Raw genomic sequence first — 18,060 nt, 5'->3', positions numbered from 1 at the left:
TACGACACAACAGGGTGATTCGATAAATATTTTCGTGCTTTAGCGTTTTTCGTGGATCAAATCATTTTTATACGTTTACTCAACTAAAAAGCAGATCCTCAGATGATGGAATTAAAGCCTCCGGCACTGATCTTCCTTATTACCTCCGACCACATTTCTTCCCCCTGTAGGTGCGGGATTGTTTTCCTTACATTGAAGATTGCCGTCAATGACATTATTACGAATTTCTGCCCCACCGAAATTTTTGACAACCTGTACACTGCCGCCTACATCATTTCGCAATACTTTCAGCGGGTTGTTGTTTTCATCATATTGAATGTCACCATCGATAAAACTATCGCTGACATTGGCTCCGCCACCTTGTTTAATCTGTACAGAACCACCCACTCGCGATCCTTCAAATACATTGACCTGATAGGCATTTTCACCCTGGATATTACCGACAACCATCACTTTACGAGCCGTCAACTTGGCATTAGATTCGACTTTCACTGTACCCAGTACGCGCGTGCTGGTCAGGATACATGTCGCATTATCAGGAACACGGAGGTTATCAACAGTAACACGGCCCAATGAACCCCGGCATACGGTTTCATCAGCATATACCGTTGATGCGCCCAAAAGAATCATTGAAAAACCGGCCATAATGCAATTAATTTTGGTATTTTTAGATTTCATAAACCACCTCAGCTATTTATCGTTAATTTGGTATAAAACCGTGGCTATGTAATGAATGCATAGTCTCGGCCCTACTATCACCGCAATCAACTTGCCTCTCATGTCGTTGCGGTTGGGATTAATCTACCGAAGCAAAATGAATATAAGCCGGGTAGTTTGATTAAGATTAAATTAAGATCGAGTTAATCTTCTTTGAAGACTGTCTTGAAAGGTCGAAACAGGGATATCATCTTTCCTGAAGACAAGCCGGTTGTTGAAGTTATAAGAATCGCGTTCCTTAGTGTACTATTCCGAGTTACTTGCGAATTTTTGCTTTTTTGGTCTCCCGGTGTAAGTTGTTAAAAATTTGTTTTGATTTATTTAACCCGCCCTTCATTTTCCTATCCAAACTGAAAATCAATGAAAGGACACAAGTCTGCCTTTTTTCTGAATTTGTTCAGAAACACTGATCTTTTGATGCCTTGGAGAGGAATCACAAACCCCTCCATGCGTCTTTATTTCACCCGTTTATTATCGTTAAAATCACTCATTATCCTGGGCTTTGTGATTGCCGTAATGCCGCATTTTTTAGGCGTAATGTATGCCTCTTTTGCGATGCGGGAAACGGCCGGATTAGGCAGAACCCTGAACTATCAGGTCTTCGAACAAACCAAAACGATTCGTCAGGTTTTACAAAAGGCTTCCGATATCGAGCGCAAAGCGAGGCTTTTTGTTTTGCTGTCAGATCCCGCGCTACGTCAACCCTATGAACGGCAATCATATGAGTCGGTCAGAGGCGCATTTAAACAGGCCTTGGATGAATTATTAAAACTTCATGTCGATAATAAAATTGCTCTGCTGGTCAATGAGTTATCGGAAAAGGAAAACCTGATTTACCAGCAAATTATTGGCTCCACGGATAATACCGCCATCACTATGCCCATCGATAAAGCCTTTCAGGGATTGCGAGAATCCTCCAATAATCTTTCCCGTCAATTCGAGCAGCATGTTGAGCATGAATTTAATGAATTACGCAGACAGTCGGAATCCTTGGAGCAAGGATTGCTGGTTAAAGGAACCTTCCTGTTGATCATCTCGTTTGTCTTCATAGTGGCCTTATTGATTACACTTTCACGTTCAATGCGGCAGTTGGATGCATCGATTCGCCGTCTGGGTTCCGGCGACCTCGCCGAACCGATAGCAGTGACAGGCCCGGCCGATCTTCGCTATTTGGGCGATAGGCTTGAATGGTTGAGAACACATTTAATGACGCTGGAGGTTTCAAAACAGCAATTCATGCACAATGTCGCCAGAGAGATAGAGTTGCCGCTGGAACATATCAGGGAAAGCGCACAACGGGTTGCAAACGAAGCCGAACAGGAACCCCTAGAACCGCGTCAAGACATTGCAAAAAACCTGTGCGCCAATATTGACAAGCTTAAATCAGTATCTGAAGAGTTGATCCGATACAGTCAGATCAATTCCCAACCGGCTAAGAAACTTAAAGAACACATTAACATGAAAGATCTGCTTGAGTCGGTGATCGATCAATTTCAAACCGATCTGGATGCTAAATCAATCAGCCTGAAAAAACTGGTCAGACCGGTCCGGATTTCAGGAATTAACGAGCAATTGCGCAGCATTATTGAACAGTTGCTTGCCAATGCGGTCAAGCATTCACCCGCGAACAGCGAAATACGCATTATGCTTCGGGACTCGGGAACACAGATGGAATTGGAAATTGAAGATGAAGGACCGGGGATTGACCCTGACGAACGCGAGCATGTCTTTGAACCTTTTTACCGCGGCAAAACCGCTGAAAACACTGACGGTGCAGAAGGATCAGGACTGGGTTTGGCTATCGTCAGAGAATATGTTGCCAACCACCAGGGCAAAGTTGATATTATCGATTCACGGCAAGACCAGCACGGTGCCCGTTTCAGGGTTCAAATACCGCTTACCGAAGAAGTCTGATGATTATGGAAATTTCTTTACTATGTCTTTAATTACCCTACAACGCATAGGCCTGATGTTTACTCTGGCCTTGATGTCTGGTTGCACACAAACCCATTCCAGCTATTGGCAGAACAGGTTTCCAACCCATTTCAATAATGACCCTTACACTCAGATAGACGTAGATGAACTGCTAAGTTTTGGTGCAAACATGGCCAATGTGCCGGCCGCATCACGCGCTGAACTGTGTAAATCGTTACTGATGCGTCAAAAAAGTTCACAGGACGCCGGCATTCAATTGCATCTTATGGTTGGCCGACTGCTTTCCGACAGCTGCGGCTCGATTCCCGGTATTCTGGAAGGAATAAGGTCTATCCCTGCGGATTACCTGTCCGACACTCGATTGCAAAGGTTGGTTTCCATTAATACAGAAGCGTTAAAACGCATGGAGAATACCCCTGAAAAACGCAACCGTGTTGAGCGCAATTCCAATAGAGCTAAATCGGTGAGCCAATCGAAAAACGCCAAGGAAACAAAGCCTATCAATCAGGATGAAAATCGTCTGCTGCGTGAAAAGCTGGAAGCCATCAGGTCCATGGAAAAGCAATTGGATGAAAGTGGCGACGGAATTCAATAGCCTATGTTTCGCTTTCGGCTGGCAATAGTCATCGTTTTTTCCTTCAGCTTTGTTTTAATGCTAGGCGTTACGCTTTACTGGGGTTCCAATCAGGTTGCCCTGTATTTTCAGCGCAGCCAAAGTGCCTACGACACGTTCGACCACTATGAACGTTTGTCGCTGGAAGCTTATCGTTATTTCAAACATCGCATGGACCGGCTGATTATAGACAGCCCCATAGCCGAAGCCGGTTTGGAACGGTCCAAAGATCGCCTCTACGATGCCATGGATGAATTGAGAACGGTTGTTGTAAACACACCATCTGCGGGTAACATAGGTGACACATGGCTTGATAAATCGGCCGAACTGGAAAGAGTGGCGCGGTTCACCGCTTTTCTGGAAACCAGCGAATACCAGTTCGACGAAGTCGAACGCATCCATCAAGAAGGTAATCATGAGCTCGCGCTGCAAATGCTGTCGAAATTCTCCGAAGAAGAAATAGACGGAAAATTCCAGCCGCTGATTGATGCCGCCATTAACGCTGAACGAGAAAGAGCCGCAAAAGCCAAGCAGGAACTGGAGGCTTTGGTGGCAAAATCGCATTGGATAGCCATTGCGGTTTCATCGCTCGCCGCTCTATTCAGTCTCACTTCAGGCGTGTTGTTGCTACGCGGGGTCAAGAAACCCATAGAAGCCTTGATGAAAGGAACCGACGAGATAGCCGCCGGCAATCTGGTTTACCGTATTAATCTGGATTCGAATGATGAATTTTCTTTTCTTGCCGCTCACTTTAACCAAATGGCACAGGAATTTGGACTGCAGCAACAAAAACTGCGCGAGGGCCGCGCCCTGCTGGAAAAAAAGGTGGCTGAGCGAACCTTTGAATTGCATCAATTGAATGAAGAATTAAAGCATATGGACATTGCCCGGCGTGAGCTTTTAGCCGACATCAGCCATGAACTGCGCACCCCGATTACTGTGATTCGTGGAGAGGCCGAAGTGACTCTGCGGGGGCACGAACGCGATGCCGATGATTATAAGGATGCGTTGCAACGTATCGTTGAGCTGGCCATGCAACTGGGTAAATATGTCAATGACTTGCTGTTTCTTGCCCGCGCCGATACCGCCAACCTGCAATTTGAGTGGGATTACCTGAATCTGACTGAATTGATAACAAGTACTGTTGAAGATTTTCAGGTAATGGCCCAGGAAAATTCGATTACCGTATCGCTAACAACGCCGGATGAACCGCTCTGGGTTAGAGGCGACAAACAACGGCTCAGACAGGTGCTGTTTATTCTGGGCGATAATGCCTGCCAATATTCGAAACCCGGCGGACACATTCAGGTTACTCTATGGGCAGACGAAAACGAAGCCAACTTCAGCCTTAGCGATCAGGGAATTGGTATACCGGCAGAAGATTTGGAGCGTATTTTCGACCGCAAATTCCGCAGCAAAAATGCCCTCAAATCAAGAGATGACGGCTCCGGGCTGGGCTTGCCCATGGCCAGATCGATTTTAAAAGCACACGGCGGGCACATCAGCGTGTCCAGCACCGAAAATTCAGGCTCGCTATTTACAGTTTCACTTCCACTGGTTTCGATAGAACAGGATACATTTTCAAATGAACGAGCGATATCTTAATTCCGGCAAAACTTTGGATAGCGGATACAAGCATATCTTGCTGGTTGAAGACGATAAACGGATTGTCGATTTTGTGCAGCGCGGCTTAAAGGCAGAAGGCTATACCGTTAAAGTGGCCGATTGCGGGCAGGACGCCCTGGTCATGGGTACAGAAGGTAATTTTCAGTTGATCATCCTGGATCTGGGCTTACCTGATCTGAATGGCCGGGAAGTTTGCGAGCACTTGCGTAACAAAGGTACCGACACCCCCATTCTGATGTTGACAGCCAGAGACACGGTGCAGGACAAAGTGTCAGGCCTTCGTTCCGGCGCTGATGACTATATGACTAAACCTTTCGCCTTTGAAGAACTGCTCGCTAGAATCGAGGCGCTATTGCGCCGCCGCGGAGGTGGAATCCAACCGGAAGCCAAAGAATTGCAAATTGCTGATCTGGTATTGAACCAGGAAACCCACGAAGTGAAACGCGACGGGGTGGTGATCGAACTGACGCCGAAAGAATTTGCCCTGCTGGAATGCTTCATGCGGATGCCGGGTAAGGTGCTGAGCCGGACCCGGATTCTGGAACAGGTTTGGGGCTACAGCGCCGATCCGTTAACGAACGTCGTGGATGTCTATATACGCCAATTACGGCGCAAAATAGACGACGGCCATGATCAAAAACTTCTCCAGACCGTACGAGGATACGGTTACAAAATGGACGCGTCTTAAAGATTGTATGACTTAACATACAGGCGTTCGAAGCATGATGAACGAGATTATTGATAGGCATCAGCTCCGAACGCGACGTGATTAAACCTTTTTCACAAACTCTGTTTTCAGTTGCATCGGCCCAATTCCGTCAATTTTACAATCAATGTCATGATCACCCTCGATCAGCCGGATATTTTTAACCTTGGTACCTACTTTGACAACCAGGGATGAACCTTTAACCTTAAGGTCTTTAATAACCGTAACGGTATCACCGTCTTGCAGCACATTACCGTTTGCGTCCTTAAAAACACGCCCCTCATCCGTAGCTTGGGCATTCGCATCTTGAGGCCATTCGTGTGCGCATTCGGGGCAAATGTACATCGTACCATCAGTGTAAGTGTATTCAGAGCCACACTTAGAGCAATTGGGTAGTTTACTCATTTAATTTAATTTTTTATTGATATTTAAATAATGCATTTATGGGTTTAAGCGCAACAGGCAAACCTATAAATTTGGCATGACGGATTGTCTAACTGTACTGAATAGCGAACAGCCGCTATTCAGTACCAAAGCCAATAAGCTCAGACCGAAACACAGCCATAAAATAGTCAGAGCACATGTTTACTTAGCAGGTGGCTGCTATTTTATTACAAAGCCATTCAATAACAGCTACTCTATTTTTCGTACAGACATTCAAAGCCATAAATTCACCCTTCCCTTTAAACCGGTTTTTCCCTTAACAAAAAGACTCGCATGGCAGAAAAAAACAATCCCTATAATCTTTCTCTAACTGATGCAGAGAATGCGCCTTCTTTAGCAGTTTGGCTGACCTGCGCTGATCAAACCCGCTTGTTTCAAAGACAGGCTATGGGGCTGAATTTTGTCAATGAAGATGCCAACGGCCTCCCGGTGATAACGGTTGACAGCGGTCAACAGTATCAGGCTATTGAGGGCTTCGGATTTTCTTTGACGGGGGGCAGCGCCTTGCTCATCAGTCGCTTGCCGCTTGATGACAAGCGCGCATTATTAGAGGAATTGTTTTTGCCTGCGGGCGACGGTATCGGCATTAGCTTTCTGCGCCTTAGTATCGGTGCATCGGATCTAAGTGAATGCTGTTTCTCCTATGACGATATGCCGGATGGACAATCCGACTTTGATCTTGCCCATTTCGATTTAGAGGCGGGAGACATAGAAGTCATTCCGTTGTTGCAAGACATTCTGTCTATCAACCCCGATATCAGAATCATTGTCACGGCGTGGTCTGCACCCACCTGGATGAAGACCAACCCGCGTTACACAGGCGGAAAACTGAGACCGGATTGCTACGCGGTTTATGCCGCATATCTGGTCAAATACTTGCAAGCAATGCGGGAAAAAGGCATCACCCTCCATGCCATTACCCCGCAAAATGAACCCCTGAATCAAAAAAACGAACCCAGCATGATCATGGAAGCCCTAGAACAGGCCGACTTCATCAAAAACCATCTGGGGCCTGCTTTACAGGAAGCTGGATTGGGCGAAGTTGAACTGTTTTGCTGGGATCACAACTGCGATGTAAAAGAGTATCCATTGGCGGTTTTTGCCGATGACGATGCACGCCGGTATTTATCAGGATCGGCCTGGCATCTGTATGGCGGGGATATTTCGGTTCTCTCCGAGATGCATCAGGCCTATCCCGAAATGAAGCTGTATTTCACCGAGCAATGGGTAGGATCTGACGGCGAGTTTGGTGGTGATTTGCTGTGGCATGTTAAAAATGTCCTGATCGGTTCCCTGAATAACTGGAGCCGTATCGTGCTGGAATGGAATCTGGCCTCCGATCCTTTTTGCGGTCCCCATACGTCAGGTGGTGAAGCCCGCTGTGTCGGTGCGTTGACTCTGGGCGAAGAGATTACACGCAACGTCGCCTATTATGTCATTGCTCATGCATCAAAATTTGTTCGCCCCGGCTCGGTGAGGATTTATTCCGATGCGCAGGCGTCCTTGCCCAATACGGCATTGCTTACCCCCGCTGGTCAAATCGTCCTGATCGCACTCAATGACGGAGCGGACCCGCTCTCTTTTACCATTCAATTTAAAGGGAAAAATGCCTTCGCCTCGCTACCGGCAAGGTCGGTGGCAACTTATGTCTGGCCCGCGGTTTAAACTCTTTTCATCAAGTATTCAACGCTCAAGTGTCACATCGACCCTGCGAAATTGCCCCAGACGCAGCGCTTCAGCGGTTTGTCCCTTCAGATCCCGGCCTTCCACCGTTTGCATGCTGCCGTCGCGACTATGTAATTGATATCGGCAGGGTCTAACGGCATCATCACCAAAGGTGTCCTGGCGCGCAGGGTTGATGAAGACCAACAAGGTTGTTCCCAAAAATGCGCAAGCCGCGCTATCGGCCGGCAAGGTTTCTTCAAAACCGAAAGGATTGGCAGATTGCTCCGTCATTGAGAAGAACGCCTTAGACAGGAAGGGCGCGGGTTTGAACAGCAAATTGCCGGTCTCGCAGACAAAAGGTTGAGGACCAAGAAAAAGATGAGTCCAAAGGTGTAAAAACTCTACCGTGGAGCCCGAAAGACGAGCAACGCAGCCCCTGCCGTGTTGGCGCGGGTCAATGGCAAAACCGCTGCTGACCAGAAAGCTGGAGTTTTCAATCGGGTTGCGTCCGTATTCTGCAGGGTCACGAAAAGCCACCAGCAGTTTGTCAATATTCCGGTAAAATTCCCCGATTAACCCGGAGCGCACCATTTCCAATACAAACTTGTAGTGCATGTGCAGGAATATAGAACCGTTTTCCAACCAGCCATAGTTAAAAACGCCGATACGACCCAAGTCCAGCGCATTATCGCCCAATGGCTCATTGACGCGGTACATACCCAACTTTTTATCGAAAAGTTCTGAGTTTTGCACTGCATCAAATAATGATCGCGCTTCATCCGGTTCGGCGATCCGCAGAGCATGAACAAAGCCTTCCAGAAACAACGGCTGCGCCTTTTGACGAAAGCGCGTTACAACCACCCTGCCGTCTTCAAGTTTCTGGTACTGCTCAGCTTCATAGGCGAAATAGGTAATGATGCCTTCGGAAATTCGGGCTTTATTAATGGCCGCATCCAGGTAGCCAGACACTGTCCCTAAAAATTCATGCACCGAGGTGACCGCAATGACGCTTTCTTGACCCTCAAAGCCCATGAATACCTTTTCTCTATAGGCTTCTTTAAGCGCTCCACTTTCCTGCCAGAACAGATCAGGCGACAACGACGGATTCTGTAAAAGCAGGTTCAGCTCAGTCACAAAATCAGCCAGTTCCGCTGGAATAGCACAGTCACCCTGAACACCGGCCAAAGCCTTGATACTAAAGTCCACCAGACGCTTGAGTTCAATCGTTTCATTTACCGAAGAACCTAAAATGCCGGGTAGGCCGTTCAAGGCATCGCACCAACCGGGTCGATCTGCCTCCATTTCTATCCCCACGCCAAACGGGTCCAGGGACGACAGCTTGTTAGCGATCAGAGTGAGGATTTTTCCTAACAATGTGGTGTAAACAACCTCACCCAGTCCATATCGGGACCGGACTTGAAAACGGCGCCGGTTGCGGGAATTGATCAAAGCCATTTTGTCAGGGCGATCCTGCACCGCTCCGTATTGGCGAACGCCTCGCGGAGTCACCTTGTATTTCTGGGAACGCGGCAGCACAAAATGAGTAGGATCAAAAAAGGTGTAGGTTTTCTCATCGAACAGGCGTGCCAGCCTATCCGGAAAAATTGCCGCGTAACTGATGAGCAAATCCACTAAATACGTCCAGTGATCTGACCAATAGCCCCGGTCGAATTCAGCATCTTCGACTTCCTGAGCGATCACCAAAATATCCCTGATAACCGGTTCCGGGTTTTCAGTAGCGGATTCAAGTAGTTGCCAAAGCTGCGCGTATTTAAACTCTTTAGACAGCAGTTCTTCCAGACCGGTGAATCGGGCAAAATAATGTGCTAAGGCTTGCGGGGCCTCCACGGCAAATCGTGAATTTCTTAAAGAACAGGGGTTGTAGCCGTCCGGCTGAATCAGGTTGAAGAAATAGCGGATGTTTTTGGCATCCAGAGCGGGATCGAAAAATAAATCCATGCGCCGGTTTTGCAGTACATCCCGGAAATCACCGTTGCCTTCCGAAAAAGGTGTGTCCTGCAATAGAAAATCGTTGTAATCGCGTTCCAGATCGCCGTGCTTGCGGCCGAACAAATACAGCTGCGCGCCGCCCGGCACATCCTTGGGAAATCCGCCACGCAGACCATTGTCGAGATAACTCTGTCCGACATGGGCATCGAACATCGGTTTGGCGGTTGCGGTGAATGCCTTTTGAGTGATGTCTTCGACCAATCGGCGATTAGTTTCCCGCTTCTCCTCGAAATAAACGGTTTTATCCGTCTCTTCAAGAAATTGCTTAAATACAGTCTTTGAAGTTGCCTGACCGTAAAGTCCATAGAAAACTTGGCTTTCTCCCGGCTGGAGTTTAAGCGTCAAGACCTGGAAAGCTGAAGGCGTTTGATTACCCGTCACCTGACGCTGGAAATCCAGGCTTTCACCGGCAAAAAAGCGTTCAGGGATGGAAAAATCGCCGGCCAATCCGAAGATTCTCTCTGCGTCCACCAACACACGCGTGCGCCGGCCATAAAAAAAACCGGCAAAAAAATTACCTGCTATGACAGGTTCCACCTGGGGACTGTCCGTTGGCCATACTTTCAGCCGGTAAAAAGGCCTATTTTCATCAACATCCTCTACCCGCATAAAAGCTTCCGAGGTCCGGCTCATGAACTTAACCAGCCATTGATTGAGACCATAGGGCAACACTTGCGGCAAACCATCGACAATCTCAATTTGTCTGACCTGTGAGGACGTATTGACAACGGTGACCCGCCTCACTAAACCCGCCACCGAAGCTTCGGGTAACGTGAACATATCGGCTCGAATGCTCAGTCCCAAATGCGGATTAAGCTCTTCCACCCCAACTTCATGAGGGGTGACATAAAGACGTTGGCGAATCTCGGCTCCCGCATCCGCATTGCGCTGGAAAGGTTCGTGGGTCAGGATCTGATCAGAATCAATAATCTTGAGGAAGGTCCGAAAACCTCGGGATGGCGTAAGTTGATACGCCTTGTCGGCTGGGAAAAATTCCAGGAAGGCCCCATCCTTATTACGCACCCCAAAACTGGCCACGGCCTGGCCCCGGTTGGCATAAAAAACCCAGGCAGGACGCCCCATGACTCCGGCGATGCCTGGCAAAAAACTGGCGAATGGCGGACAGTCATTGTATTGATCAATTATGAAACAATTATCGCCGCTGCAGGCATCGTTGTGCTGGATCATGGAGGAGCACCATTTGAGTTGGGTATTGAATCGGCGGTTTTAAGCGTAGAGCAAAGTCATTAACTCTTTTGGAATTTTACTACTTTCATACTGAAAAAATCGCTCGTTGGCAGATCGCCGAAATTCATAATTTGCAGACACAAAAAAGCCGCTCATCCGGCAAAAAGAAGAGCGGCTTTTGATCAGAATGAGCCGGAAGTTTTTCGTGCTACCGGCGGCCCTTGATAGTAGCCTGAAGAAGATGCTTTGGGTAAAGGTGAAGCCGGAGGCGTTTTTTGCACAGGTGCTGCTGGGGCCGCCGCTTCTTTCAATCCTATGTCTTCTTCAAACTCAGGCATTGGTGGTAATCTTTCATAGATAGCTACCGGATCGCCGTCCTGATCGGTCAGCGCTTTTTTCAAAACGTCCTTATTGAACTCGGGAGGTACTTGCCCGTTGTTCGCGTTGGCAATTACCGTCATCGCCGATTCATAGCGTTGATTATAAGTTGTTTCCCCACCCTCCAGATCGGGGTGAACTTCAATAAAAAGCCGATTGTCCAGCCAACCTGCCTTGATCTGTTGTTGCACAATTCTCACGGGCGTACCTACTGGTACCAGGTTATACAGTTGTTCGATATCCTCAGGATACATACGAACACATCCGTGCGTAATCTGCATGCCAATCCCAAAGATTTTATCGATATCGGTACCGTGAATACGGTATTCACCTGGGAGAGCAAGGTGCAAGGCGTAGGCCCCTAGAGGGTTGTGAGGCCCAGGAGGAACGACTTCAGGCAATGGATCTCCCATTGCGGCATGTTCTCTGCGGATCGATTCTGGTGGATGCCAGGAAGGGTCTTTTACTTTCTTTGCAACTTTGGTTAAACCCAACGGCGTTTTCCAGTCTTGCCTTCCGACCCCATGGGCGAAGGACATCACTTGTCGCGGCATCCCGGATTGGGCAGGAGGATAAAAATACATTCTGTATTCCGAGATATTCAGCACGATGCCTTCATGCGGAGTATCAGGTAAAACTCTCCGGTTAGGCAGACGCACAACTTCATCTTTTTTCACTAACCAGCGATCCAGATCCTGATTGAGTCTGACGATTTCCGTTTGTCCCAATGAAAAACGCCGGGCAATATCCAAAAGCGTTTCGTCGCTTTCTGCACGCGTTAAAGGAAAGCCGTCCGGATGTTCGACGACGACGGTATCACCTGGAATTTCAGGCCATGGATAGGTTGCTGCAATACTGCTATCGGCAAAACCTAAAACCAACAGGGCTAACAAAAGATGCGATTTCATTGCTATAAACTTCTCAAATACAAAAAACAAATGGGCGGTAATCTTATTGACCGTGACTTTAATGAGTTAAACAAATTGTAACTATTTATCGGCGCCTTAGTTGTTGAGTTGCGAAAAGCATGCAACCCAACCTAAACTAAATATTTTCAACAAATTAACCTTGAATCCGTCACTGATCAGCTCTTTAAACAGACTTGCTGTAACAAATTCATGTTAGCAGGTTTTATTAACATTATTACTGATGTGGACGGTTATAGTTTAACCCTACGATTCCAGTAAATAACTGAATGCTAACTGAACAAAACTATCTATAGGATAAATGGTCGAACACTTTAAAAAATAGGTCAATAAAAACTATTCAGACTTAGCTTAAATCAACATTAAGCTACGAAATATTTTAGTTAACATTTTAACAACAAAATGTAACTTTCAAACAACGAATATTACTTAAATCATTAAAACTTTTAAAATTTTTCCTGATTACGTATAAGCTTCAGCCAAAACTGAAATAATGTGATCCTATGAGTTCTAAAGGTGGCGTCGCCCCGGCATGGATTGCCGGGGTCCAAACTGCATGGATGCGAGCAGGGAATCACTCCACTCACAAAAGGATCGGTACATCCGTGTACACTGGATACCGGCAATCCATGCCGGTATGACGGCTGTTTGAAGGGCCATCCATTCCGCTGAAAGTCATACGTAATTAGGAAATTTTTTAATTGCCGATTAAATTTTGACTATCAATGATATATTTTTTTAACAGCTCATCGCGTCAGTATGACCCCACTTTATCAAGAAAGATCCTGCAACTGATATGCCCGACACCATGCATAACCGGAAAATTGAAACACCTAGAATAAGCCCCTGGTTAAAATATTTTTACGCGCGCTTTTTAAAGTTAAGGTTTGACTGCAATTTCCGCTTATTCCCGCGATGGATATTGATGGGCTTGGCACTGAATGCTTCATCAGGTTGCGCTCCGGTTAACTATACAACTCATCCAAACGTTTTACCGGCACAGCTGATCAATGACTGGTTTATAACACCCGACGGCGCCTCGCTGCCAGTCAGGCAATGGCAACCTAAAACGGGGAATGCAGATGCGATTCTCATCGCCGTTCATGGTTTTAACGATTACAGTCATTTTTTTGAAGATGCCGGTACTTATCTCAGTGCACAAGGCATAGCCTGTTATGCCTATGATCAAAGAGGTTTTGGTGCAAGCCCAAGACGCGGCCTCTGGGGTGGCGTCAGTGAATATACCCAAGATCTGGCCCTTTTTATTGATCTTATCAAGCAAAAGCACCCTCACCTGCCCGTATATTTACTGGGCGAAAGCATGGGCGGAGCAATTGTCATCGCTACGGTCACGCGAACTACTGCCAGCGTGGACGGCATAATCTTATCCGCACCGGCAGTATGGGCACGTTCAACTATGCCCTGGTATCAAACTGCCCTGCTGTCGACTTTATCTCGCACGATGCCCTGGCTGACGCTAACAGGAGAAGGCCTGGAAATCAAACCCTCAGATAATGTTGAAATGCTGAGAGCCTTAGGCCGGGATCCTTTAGTTATTAAAAAAACCCGCGTCGATGCCTTACACGGCTTAGCCGATTTAATGGATATAGCATTTTTAAGTGCACGTCATATTGATGCGCATACGCTGGTATTGTATGGACAAAAAGACGAAGTTATTCCCCAGGAACCTACTTTCAAATTTCTTAAAGCGCTGCACACACTGCACCCGCAAAATAAGACGGTTAAAATCTATCAAAACGGCTATCACATGTTGCTGAGAGATTTACAGGCGCCCACCGTTTGGCAGGATATAGCCAGCTGGATCCATTTACCCGGGTCCCTGTCTTCAACAGAAAAATGGTCTTGCTGCTGATAGGCCCGGCAAAATCGGCAAAGAATTCAACGTAGGTTGAGGTTGGCGATAGCCAACCCAACGCTGAATAATCAAGTACCTTTAACTTTTTAAGGACTTTTATGACCACACTGTATTACAGTCATCCTGACTTTTTGGCGCACGATTCAGGTCCAGGGCATCCCGAATGTGCGGACCGTATCCGGGCTATTGAAAATGCCCTGGCTGCACCCTCATTTGATGCATTAATTCGGACAGAGCCCCCGTTATTGGCTGACATCAAAGATAAAATTGCGTTAATTCACAGTCAAAAATTGATAGCCTCAGTATTTAATGCATTATCTCAACCCGGTCGAAACAACCTGGACCCTGACACCGCTGTTTCGCCGTCATCTACTAACGCCGTATTAAGAGCGGTAGGAGCTGTTTGCGACGCAATTGATAAGGTCTGCACCGATAAAGCCAACAATGCTTTTTGCGCCATCAGACCTCCCGGCCACCATGCCGAACCGGATGAAGCCATGGGCTTTTGTTTATTTAATAACATAGCCATCGCCGCTGAATACGCCCGGACTTTTTATCAGTTGGAACGCATCGCAATTGTTGATTTCGACGTACATCACGGAAACGGCACACAAACGGCCTTTTTAAAACAACCCGCCGTTCTCTATGCGTCCAGTCATCAAATGCCGCACTATCCGGGCACCGGACATCCGTCAGAAACCGGGGTAGGCAATATTGTCAATGTCCCACTGGATTCTGGCACAACGGGCGCCGTGTTCAGAGAAAAATACAAGCGTATTATTTTTCCGGCCCTGCACCATTTCAAGCCGCAGCTTTTAATGATATCCGCCGGATTCGATGCCCATAAAGACGACCCCCTGGCATCGATAGAACTGGTTGAAGACGACTATCGCTGGGTAACCCAGGAATTGATCGGCATAGCCAAACACTATGCCGGCGGTAAAATCGTGTCCGCACTGGAAGGCGGTTACAATTTGAATGCCTTGGCTGCCAGTGTCGCAATCCATGTCAAGACCCTGCTGGAAGCTTAAGATTGGCAATAGACAAACCTACAGACAACCGCAACCTGGAGTCTAGAAAACAGTATCCGTCTATTTCACGACACGCTGACACAAATAATGACTAAAACAGCACCTTGTAGCGAGAGACTTTAATTACCCATAAGACTATAATGGTTTCATTTTTATCCGCTCTTATTGGGAACTATCATGACTGCACAATACATATACGCCTTTCAAAAAGGCGACGGTAAAAACAAGGTGCTTCTGGGCGGCAAGGGTGCAAATCTTTGCGAAATGACGCAAATTGGTCTTAATGTACCCCCCGGCTTTGTAATCACTACAGATGCCTGCCTGGACTATCTGCAAAATCATCAATTACCTGAAGGGTTAATGGATGAAGTACGCACCAATATTGCTGAAATTGAAAAGCTAAGCGATAAAAAGTTTGGCGACAGCGAAAATCCATTACTGGTATCGGTCCGATCCGGGTCAGCGATTTCCATGCCCGGCATGATGGATACCATCTTGAACCTGGGACTGAACAAACAAACCTTAAACGGCTTGATCGAGCACACCGGCGACACCCGTTTTGCCTATGACGCCTATCGCCGTTTCATTCAATTATTCGGCAAGGTTGCATTAGGAATAGACGATGAAAAATTCGATCATCATTTTGCCGAAATCAAAAGACAAGCCGGCATCAAAGCCGATGTCGGCCTGGACGCTGAACATTTACGCCAGATCAGTGAATTATTTTTACAGGTTGTGCTAGAAGAAACCGGCAGACCTTTTCCTGAAGATGTTTACGAACAGCTGGAACTGTCTATCAAAGCCGTATTCAACTCCTGGATGGGTAAACGTGCTGTCGATTACCGCCGCGAGTTCCATATCACGCCTAAAATGGCCAACGGTACCGCTGTCAATGTCGTGACCATGGTGTTCGGCAACATGGGTAACGATTGCGCGACCGGCGTCGGATTTACGCGCAACCCCGGCACAGGCGTCAATGAAATGTACGGCGAGTACCTGGTAAACGCCCAAGGCGAAGACGTTGTTGCCGGCATTCGCACACCCAAGCCGGTGCAAGAATTATCTAATGAGATGCCGGAGATCTTCCGCCAGTTGGTGGATCTGCGCAACAAACTTGAATCACATTACAAAGAGGTTCAGGATTACGAATACACTATCGAACGCGGCGTTTTATATTGCCTGCAGACCCGTAACGGCAAAATGAATGCTGCGGCAATGGTCAAAACATCCGTCGATATGGTAGCGGAAGGTCTGATCAGCAAAGAAAAAGCGTTACTGCGGATCAACCCTGAGTTGCTGGAGCAATTGCTTCACCCTCAGCTGGACCCCAACAACAAAATTCCTTCGGTAGCTCAAGGCTTACCTGCTTCACCCGGCGCGGCTTGCGGCAAATGCGTATTCGATGCTGACTCGGCGGAAATTTTAGGTCGCTCAGGACAAGCCGTTATTTTGCTCAGAGAAGAAACAAAACCGGAAGACATCCACGGCTTTTTTGCTTCACAAGGCATATTGACCAGCCGTGGCGGTAAAACGTCACACGCCGCAGTAGTCGCCAGAGGCATGGGCAAGGCCTGTGTAGCGGGCGCTGAAGATATTAAAATTGATGTGCGCGCCCGTCTCGCCGTCATTGGTGACATCCATATTCGCGAAGGCGACACAATCACTATTGACGGAAGTTCCGGTCTGATTTATCTGGGACGCATTGACACCATTGAACCCAAATTCTCTGAAGACCTGAAAACCCTGTTAGCGTGGGCCGATGAATATGCTGTCATAAAAGTCCATGCTAACGTCGATACACCGGAACGTGCCCAGTTAGCAGCCAGTTACGGCGCAACCGGCATTGGCTTGTGCCGGACTGAACGGATGTTCAATGCCTCCGACCGACTGCCGCTGGTGATTGACATGATCCTCGCCAACACGAAAGAGGAACGTCAGGAAGCACTGGAAAAACTATTCCCGATTCAAAGAGATGATTTCCGGGAATTGTTCGAGGCCATGTCACCCTACCCGGTTACTGTTCGCTTGTTGGATCCGCCCATGCATGAATTTTTGCCGGGCGAACATCAACTCGAAGAGGAAATCCAGGCGCTTAACACTTATAAAACCATGATCAGGGGCCAACAAGTTACTCTTGATACACTGGGTGAAGGCAGCTTGTTACCCGCGCCGTTTAATCAACTGAATGAAGAACTCATCAATAAGGCGATTGCCAAAAAAGAATTGATGCTGAAAAAAGTCAGGGAACTGTATGAGGTAAACCCGATGCTGGGTCATCGCGGTGTTCGTCTGGGCATGTCGTATCCGGAAATTTACCAAATGCAGATCCGCTCGATTTTGGAAGCGGCCGCAATCTGCACCAAGCAACGCAAGTCCATCTTGCCGCAAATCATGGTGCCTCAGGTCATCACCGTTCAGGAATTGATTCAAGTCAAGAAATACGTAGACCAGATTCAACAGGAAGTGGAAAGCCAATACGGTATATCACTGGATTTCAAATTCGGCACAATGATAGAAACGGTCAGAGCCTGCACCCGTGCAGGGCAACTGGCTGATGTTGCCGAGTTTTTCTCGTTTGGCACCAATGACTTGACCCAGGCTACCTTTTCGTTCTCGCGGGAAGATGCTGAAAACAAATTTTTGCCACTCTACAACGAAACAGGATTACTGGAAGACAATCCTTTCGAAGTACTCGATGCAAAAGGTGTGGGTCAATTGATGCAAATGACGGCATTAGCAGGCCGTAAAACGCGTCCTGATATGAAAATCGGCATTTGTGGTGAACAAGGCGGACATCCTGAATCCATCCGTTTCTGCCATCACATCAAACTGGATTACGTTTCCTGCTCGGCACCTCGTATACCCATTGCTCGATTGGCTGCAGCACACGCCAAGCTTTTGGAAAATGAATACACTATTGGTTAATCACCGATAGCATCTATCCA

The 18,060-nt window shown here is 47.4% G+C and carries 12 protein-coding genes; 8 read left to right on the top strand and 4 right to left on the bottom strand.

The window, feature by feature from the left end; all coding sequences use genetic code 11:
• Positions 1 to 111: 111 nt before the first annotated feature.
• Entirely contained in the window at positions 112 to 678 is a 567-nt protein-coding gene (locus GO003_RS14085; RefSeq protein ID WP_159658545.1) for a hypothetical protein, read from the bottom strand.
• A 486-nt stretch (positions 679 to 1,164) separates the two neighbouring features.
• On the opposite strand from GO003_RS14085, the gene GO003_RS14080 reads away from it, so the two are divergent.
• The 4 genes from GO003_RS14080 to GO003_RS14065 are packed head-to-tail and all read left to right on the top strand — an operon-like array spanning position 1,165 to position 5,579.
• On the top strand, positions 1,165 to 2,631 hold the full coding sequence (locus GO003_RS14080; RefSeq protein WP_231088996.1) for a sensor histidine kinase: 1,467 nt from the start codon (positions 1,165 to 1,167) through the stop codon (positions 2,629 to 2,631).
• 22 nt (positions 2,632 to 2,653) lie between these two features.
• Entirely contained in the window at positions 2,654 to 3,247 is a 594-nt protein-coding gene (locus tag GO003_RS14075; protein WP_159658544.1) for a hypothetical protein, read from the top strand.
• 3 nt (positions 3,248 to 3,250) lie between these two features.
• Positions 3,251 to 4,870 (top strand): sensor histidine kinase, encoded by a 1,620-nt coding sequence (locus GO003_RS14070; protein ID WP_159658543.1) that lies wholly within the window; start codon positions 3,251 to 3,253, stop codon positions 4,868 to 4,870.
• Entirely contained in the window at positions 4,851 to 5,579 is a 729-nt protein-coding gene (locus GO003_RS14065; protein ID WP_159658542.1) for a response regulator transcription factor, read from the top strand. The genes GO003_RS14070 and GO003_RS14065 overlap by 20 nt, the downstream gene beginning before the upstream one ends.
• Positions 5,580 to 5,660: 81 nt before the next feature.
• Here the strand turns inward: GO003_RS14065 and GO003_RS14060 are convergent, their stop codons facing one another.
• Positions 5,661 to 6,002, bottom strand: coding sequence for a zinc ribbon domain-containing protein YjdM (locus GO003_RS14060; RefSeq protein ID WP_159658541.1), 342 nt, complete (start codon positions 6,000 to 6,002; stop codon positions 5,661 to 5,663).
• Positions 6,003 to 6,314: 312 nt separating this feature from the next.
• On the opposite strand from GO003_RS14060, the gene GO003_RS14055 reads away from it, so the two are divergent.
• On the top strand, positions 6,315 to 7,706 hold the full coding sequence (locus GO003_RS14055) for a glycoside hydrolase family 30 protein (RefSeq protein ID WP_159658540.1): 1,392 nt from the start codon (positions 6,315 to 6,317) through the stop codon (positions 7,704 to 7,706).
• A gap of 18 nt (positions 7,707 to 7,724) precedes the next feature.
• On the opposite strand, the gene GO003_RS14050 is transcribed toward GO003_RS14055, so the two are convergent.
• The gene (locus GO003_RS14050; RefSeq protein ID WP_231088995.1) at positions 7,725 to 10,904 is read right to left on the bottom strand and encodes a hypothetical protein; all 3,180 of its coding nucleotides are present in this window, start codon (positions 10,902 to 10,904) and stop codon (positions 7,725 to 7,727) included.
• A gap of 182 nt (positions 10,905 to 11,086) precedes the next feature.
• Complete coding sequence (locus GO003_RS14045; RefSeq protein ID WP_159652786.1) at positions 11,087 to 12,190, bottom strand: L,D-transpeptidase family protein; 1,104 nt, start codon at positions 12,188 to 12,190, stop codon at positions 11,087 to 11,089.
• Between the two features lie 814 nt (positions 12,191 to 13,004).
• Here GO003_RS14045 and GO003_RS14040 point away from each other — a divergent pair.
• The 3 genes from GO003_RS14040 to ppdK all read left to right on the top strand — a co-directional run bounded on the left by GO003_RS14040 (position 13,005) and on the right by ppdK (position 18,040).
• Entirely contained in the window at positions 13,005 to 14,081 is a 1,077-nt protein-coding gene (locus tag GO003_RS14040) for an alpha/beta hydrolase (protein WP_231088994.1), read from the top strand.
• Positions 14,082 to 14,182: 101 nt separating this feature from the next.
• Positions 14,183 to 15,115 (top strand): histone deacetylase family protein, encoded by a 933-nt coding sequence (locus GO003_RS14035; RefSeq protein WP_159652782.1) that lies wholly within the window; start codon positions 14,183 to 14,185, stop codon positions 15,113 to 15,115.
• A 177-nt stretch (positions 15,116 to 15,292) separates the two neighbouring features.
• Positions 15,293 to 18,040 carry a pyruvate, phosphate dikinase gene (gene ppdK / locus GO003_RS14030; protein WP_159652780.1) on the top strand — a complete coding sequence of 916 codons (2,748 nt, stop codon included), beginning with the start codon at positions 15,293 to 15,295 and terminating at the stop codon, positions 18,038 to 18,040.
• Positions 18,041 to 18,060: the final 20 nt, after the last annotated feature.

This window comes from Methylicorpusculum oleiharenae, assembly GCF_009828925.2.
GTDB classification, from domain to species: Bacteria; Pseudomonadota; Gammaproteobacteria; order Methylococcales; family Methylomonadaceae; genus Methylicorpusculum; species Methylicorpusculum oleiharenae.
The sequence above is the reverse complement of the archived record's forward strand: the minus strand, read 5'-3'. Positions and strand labels throughout refer to the sequence as shown.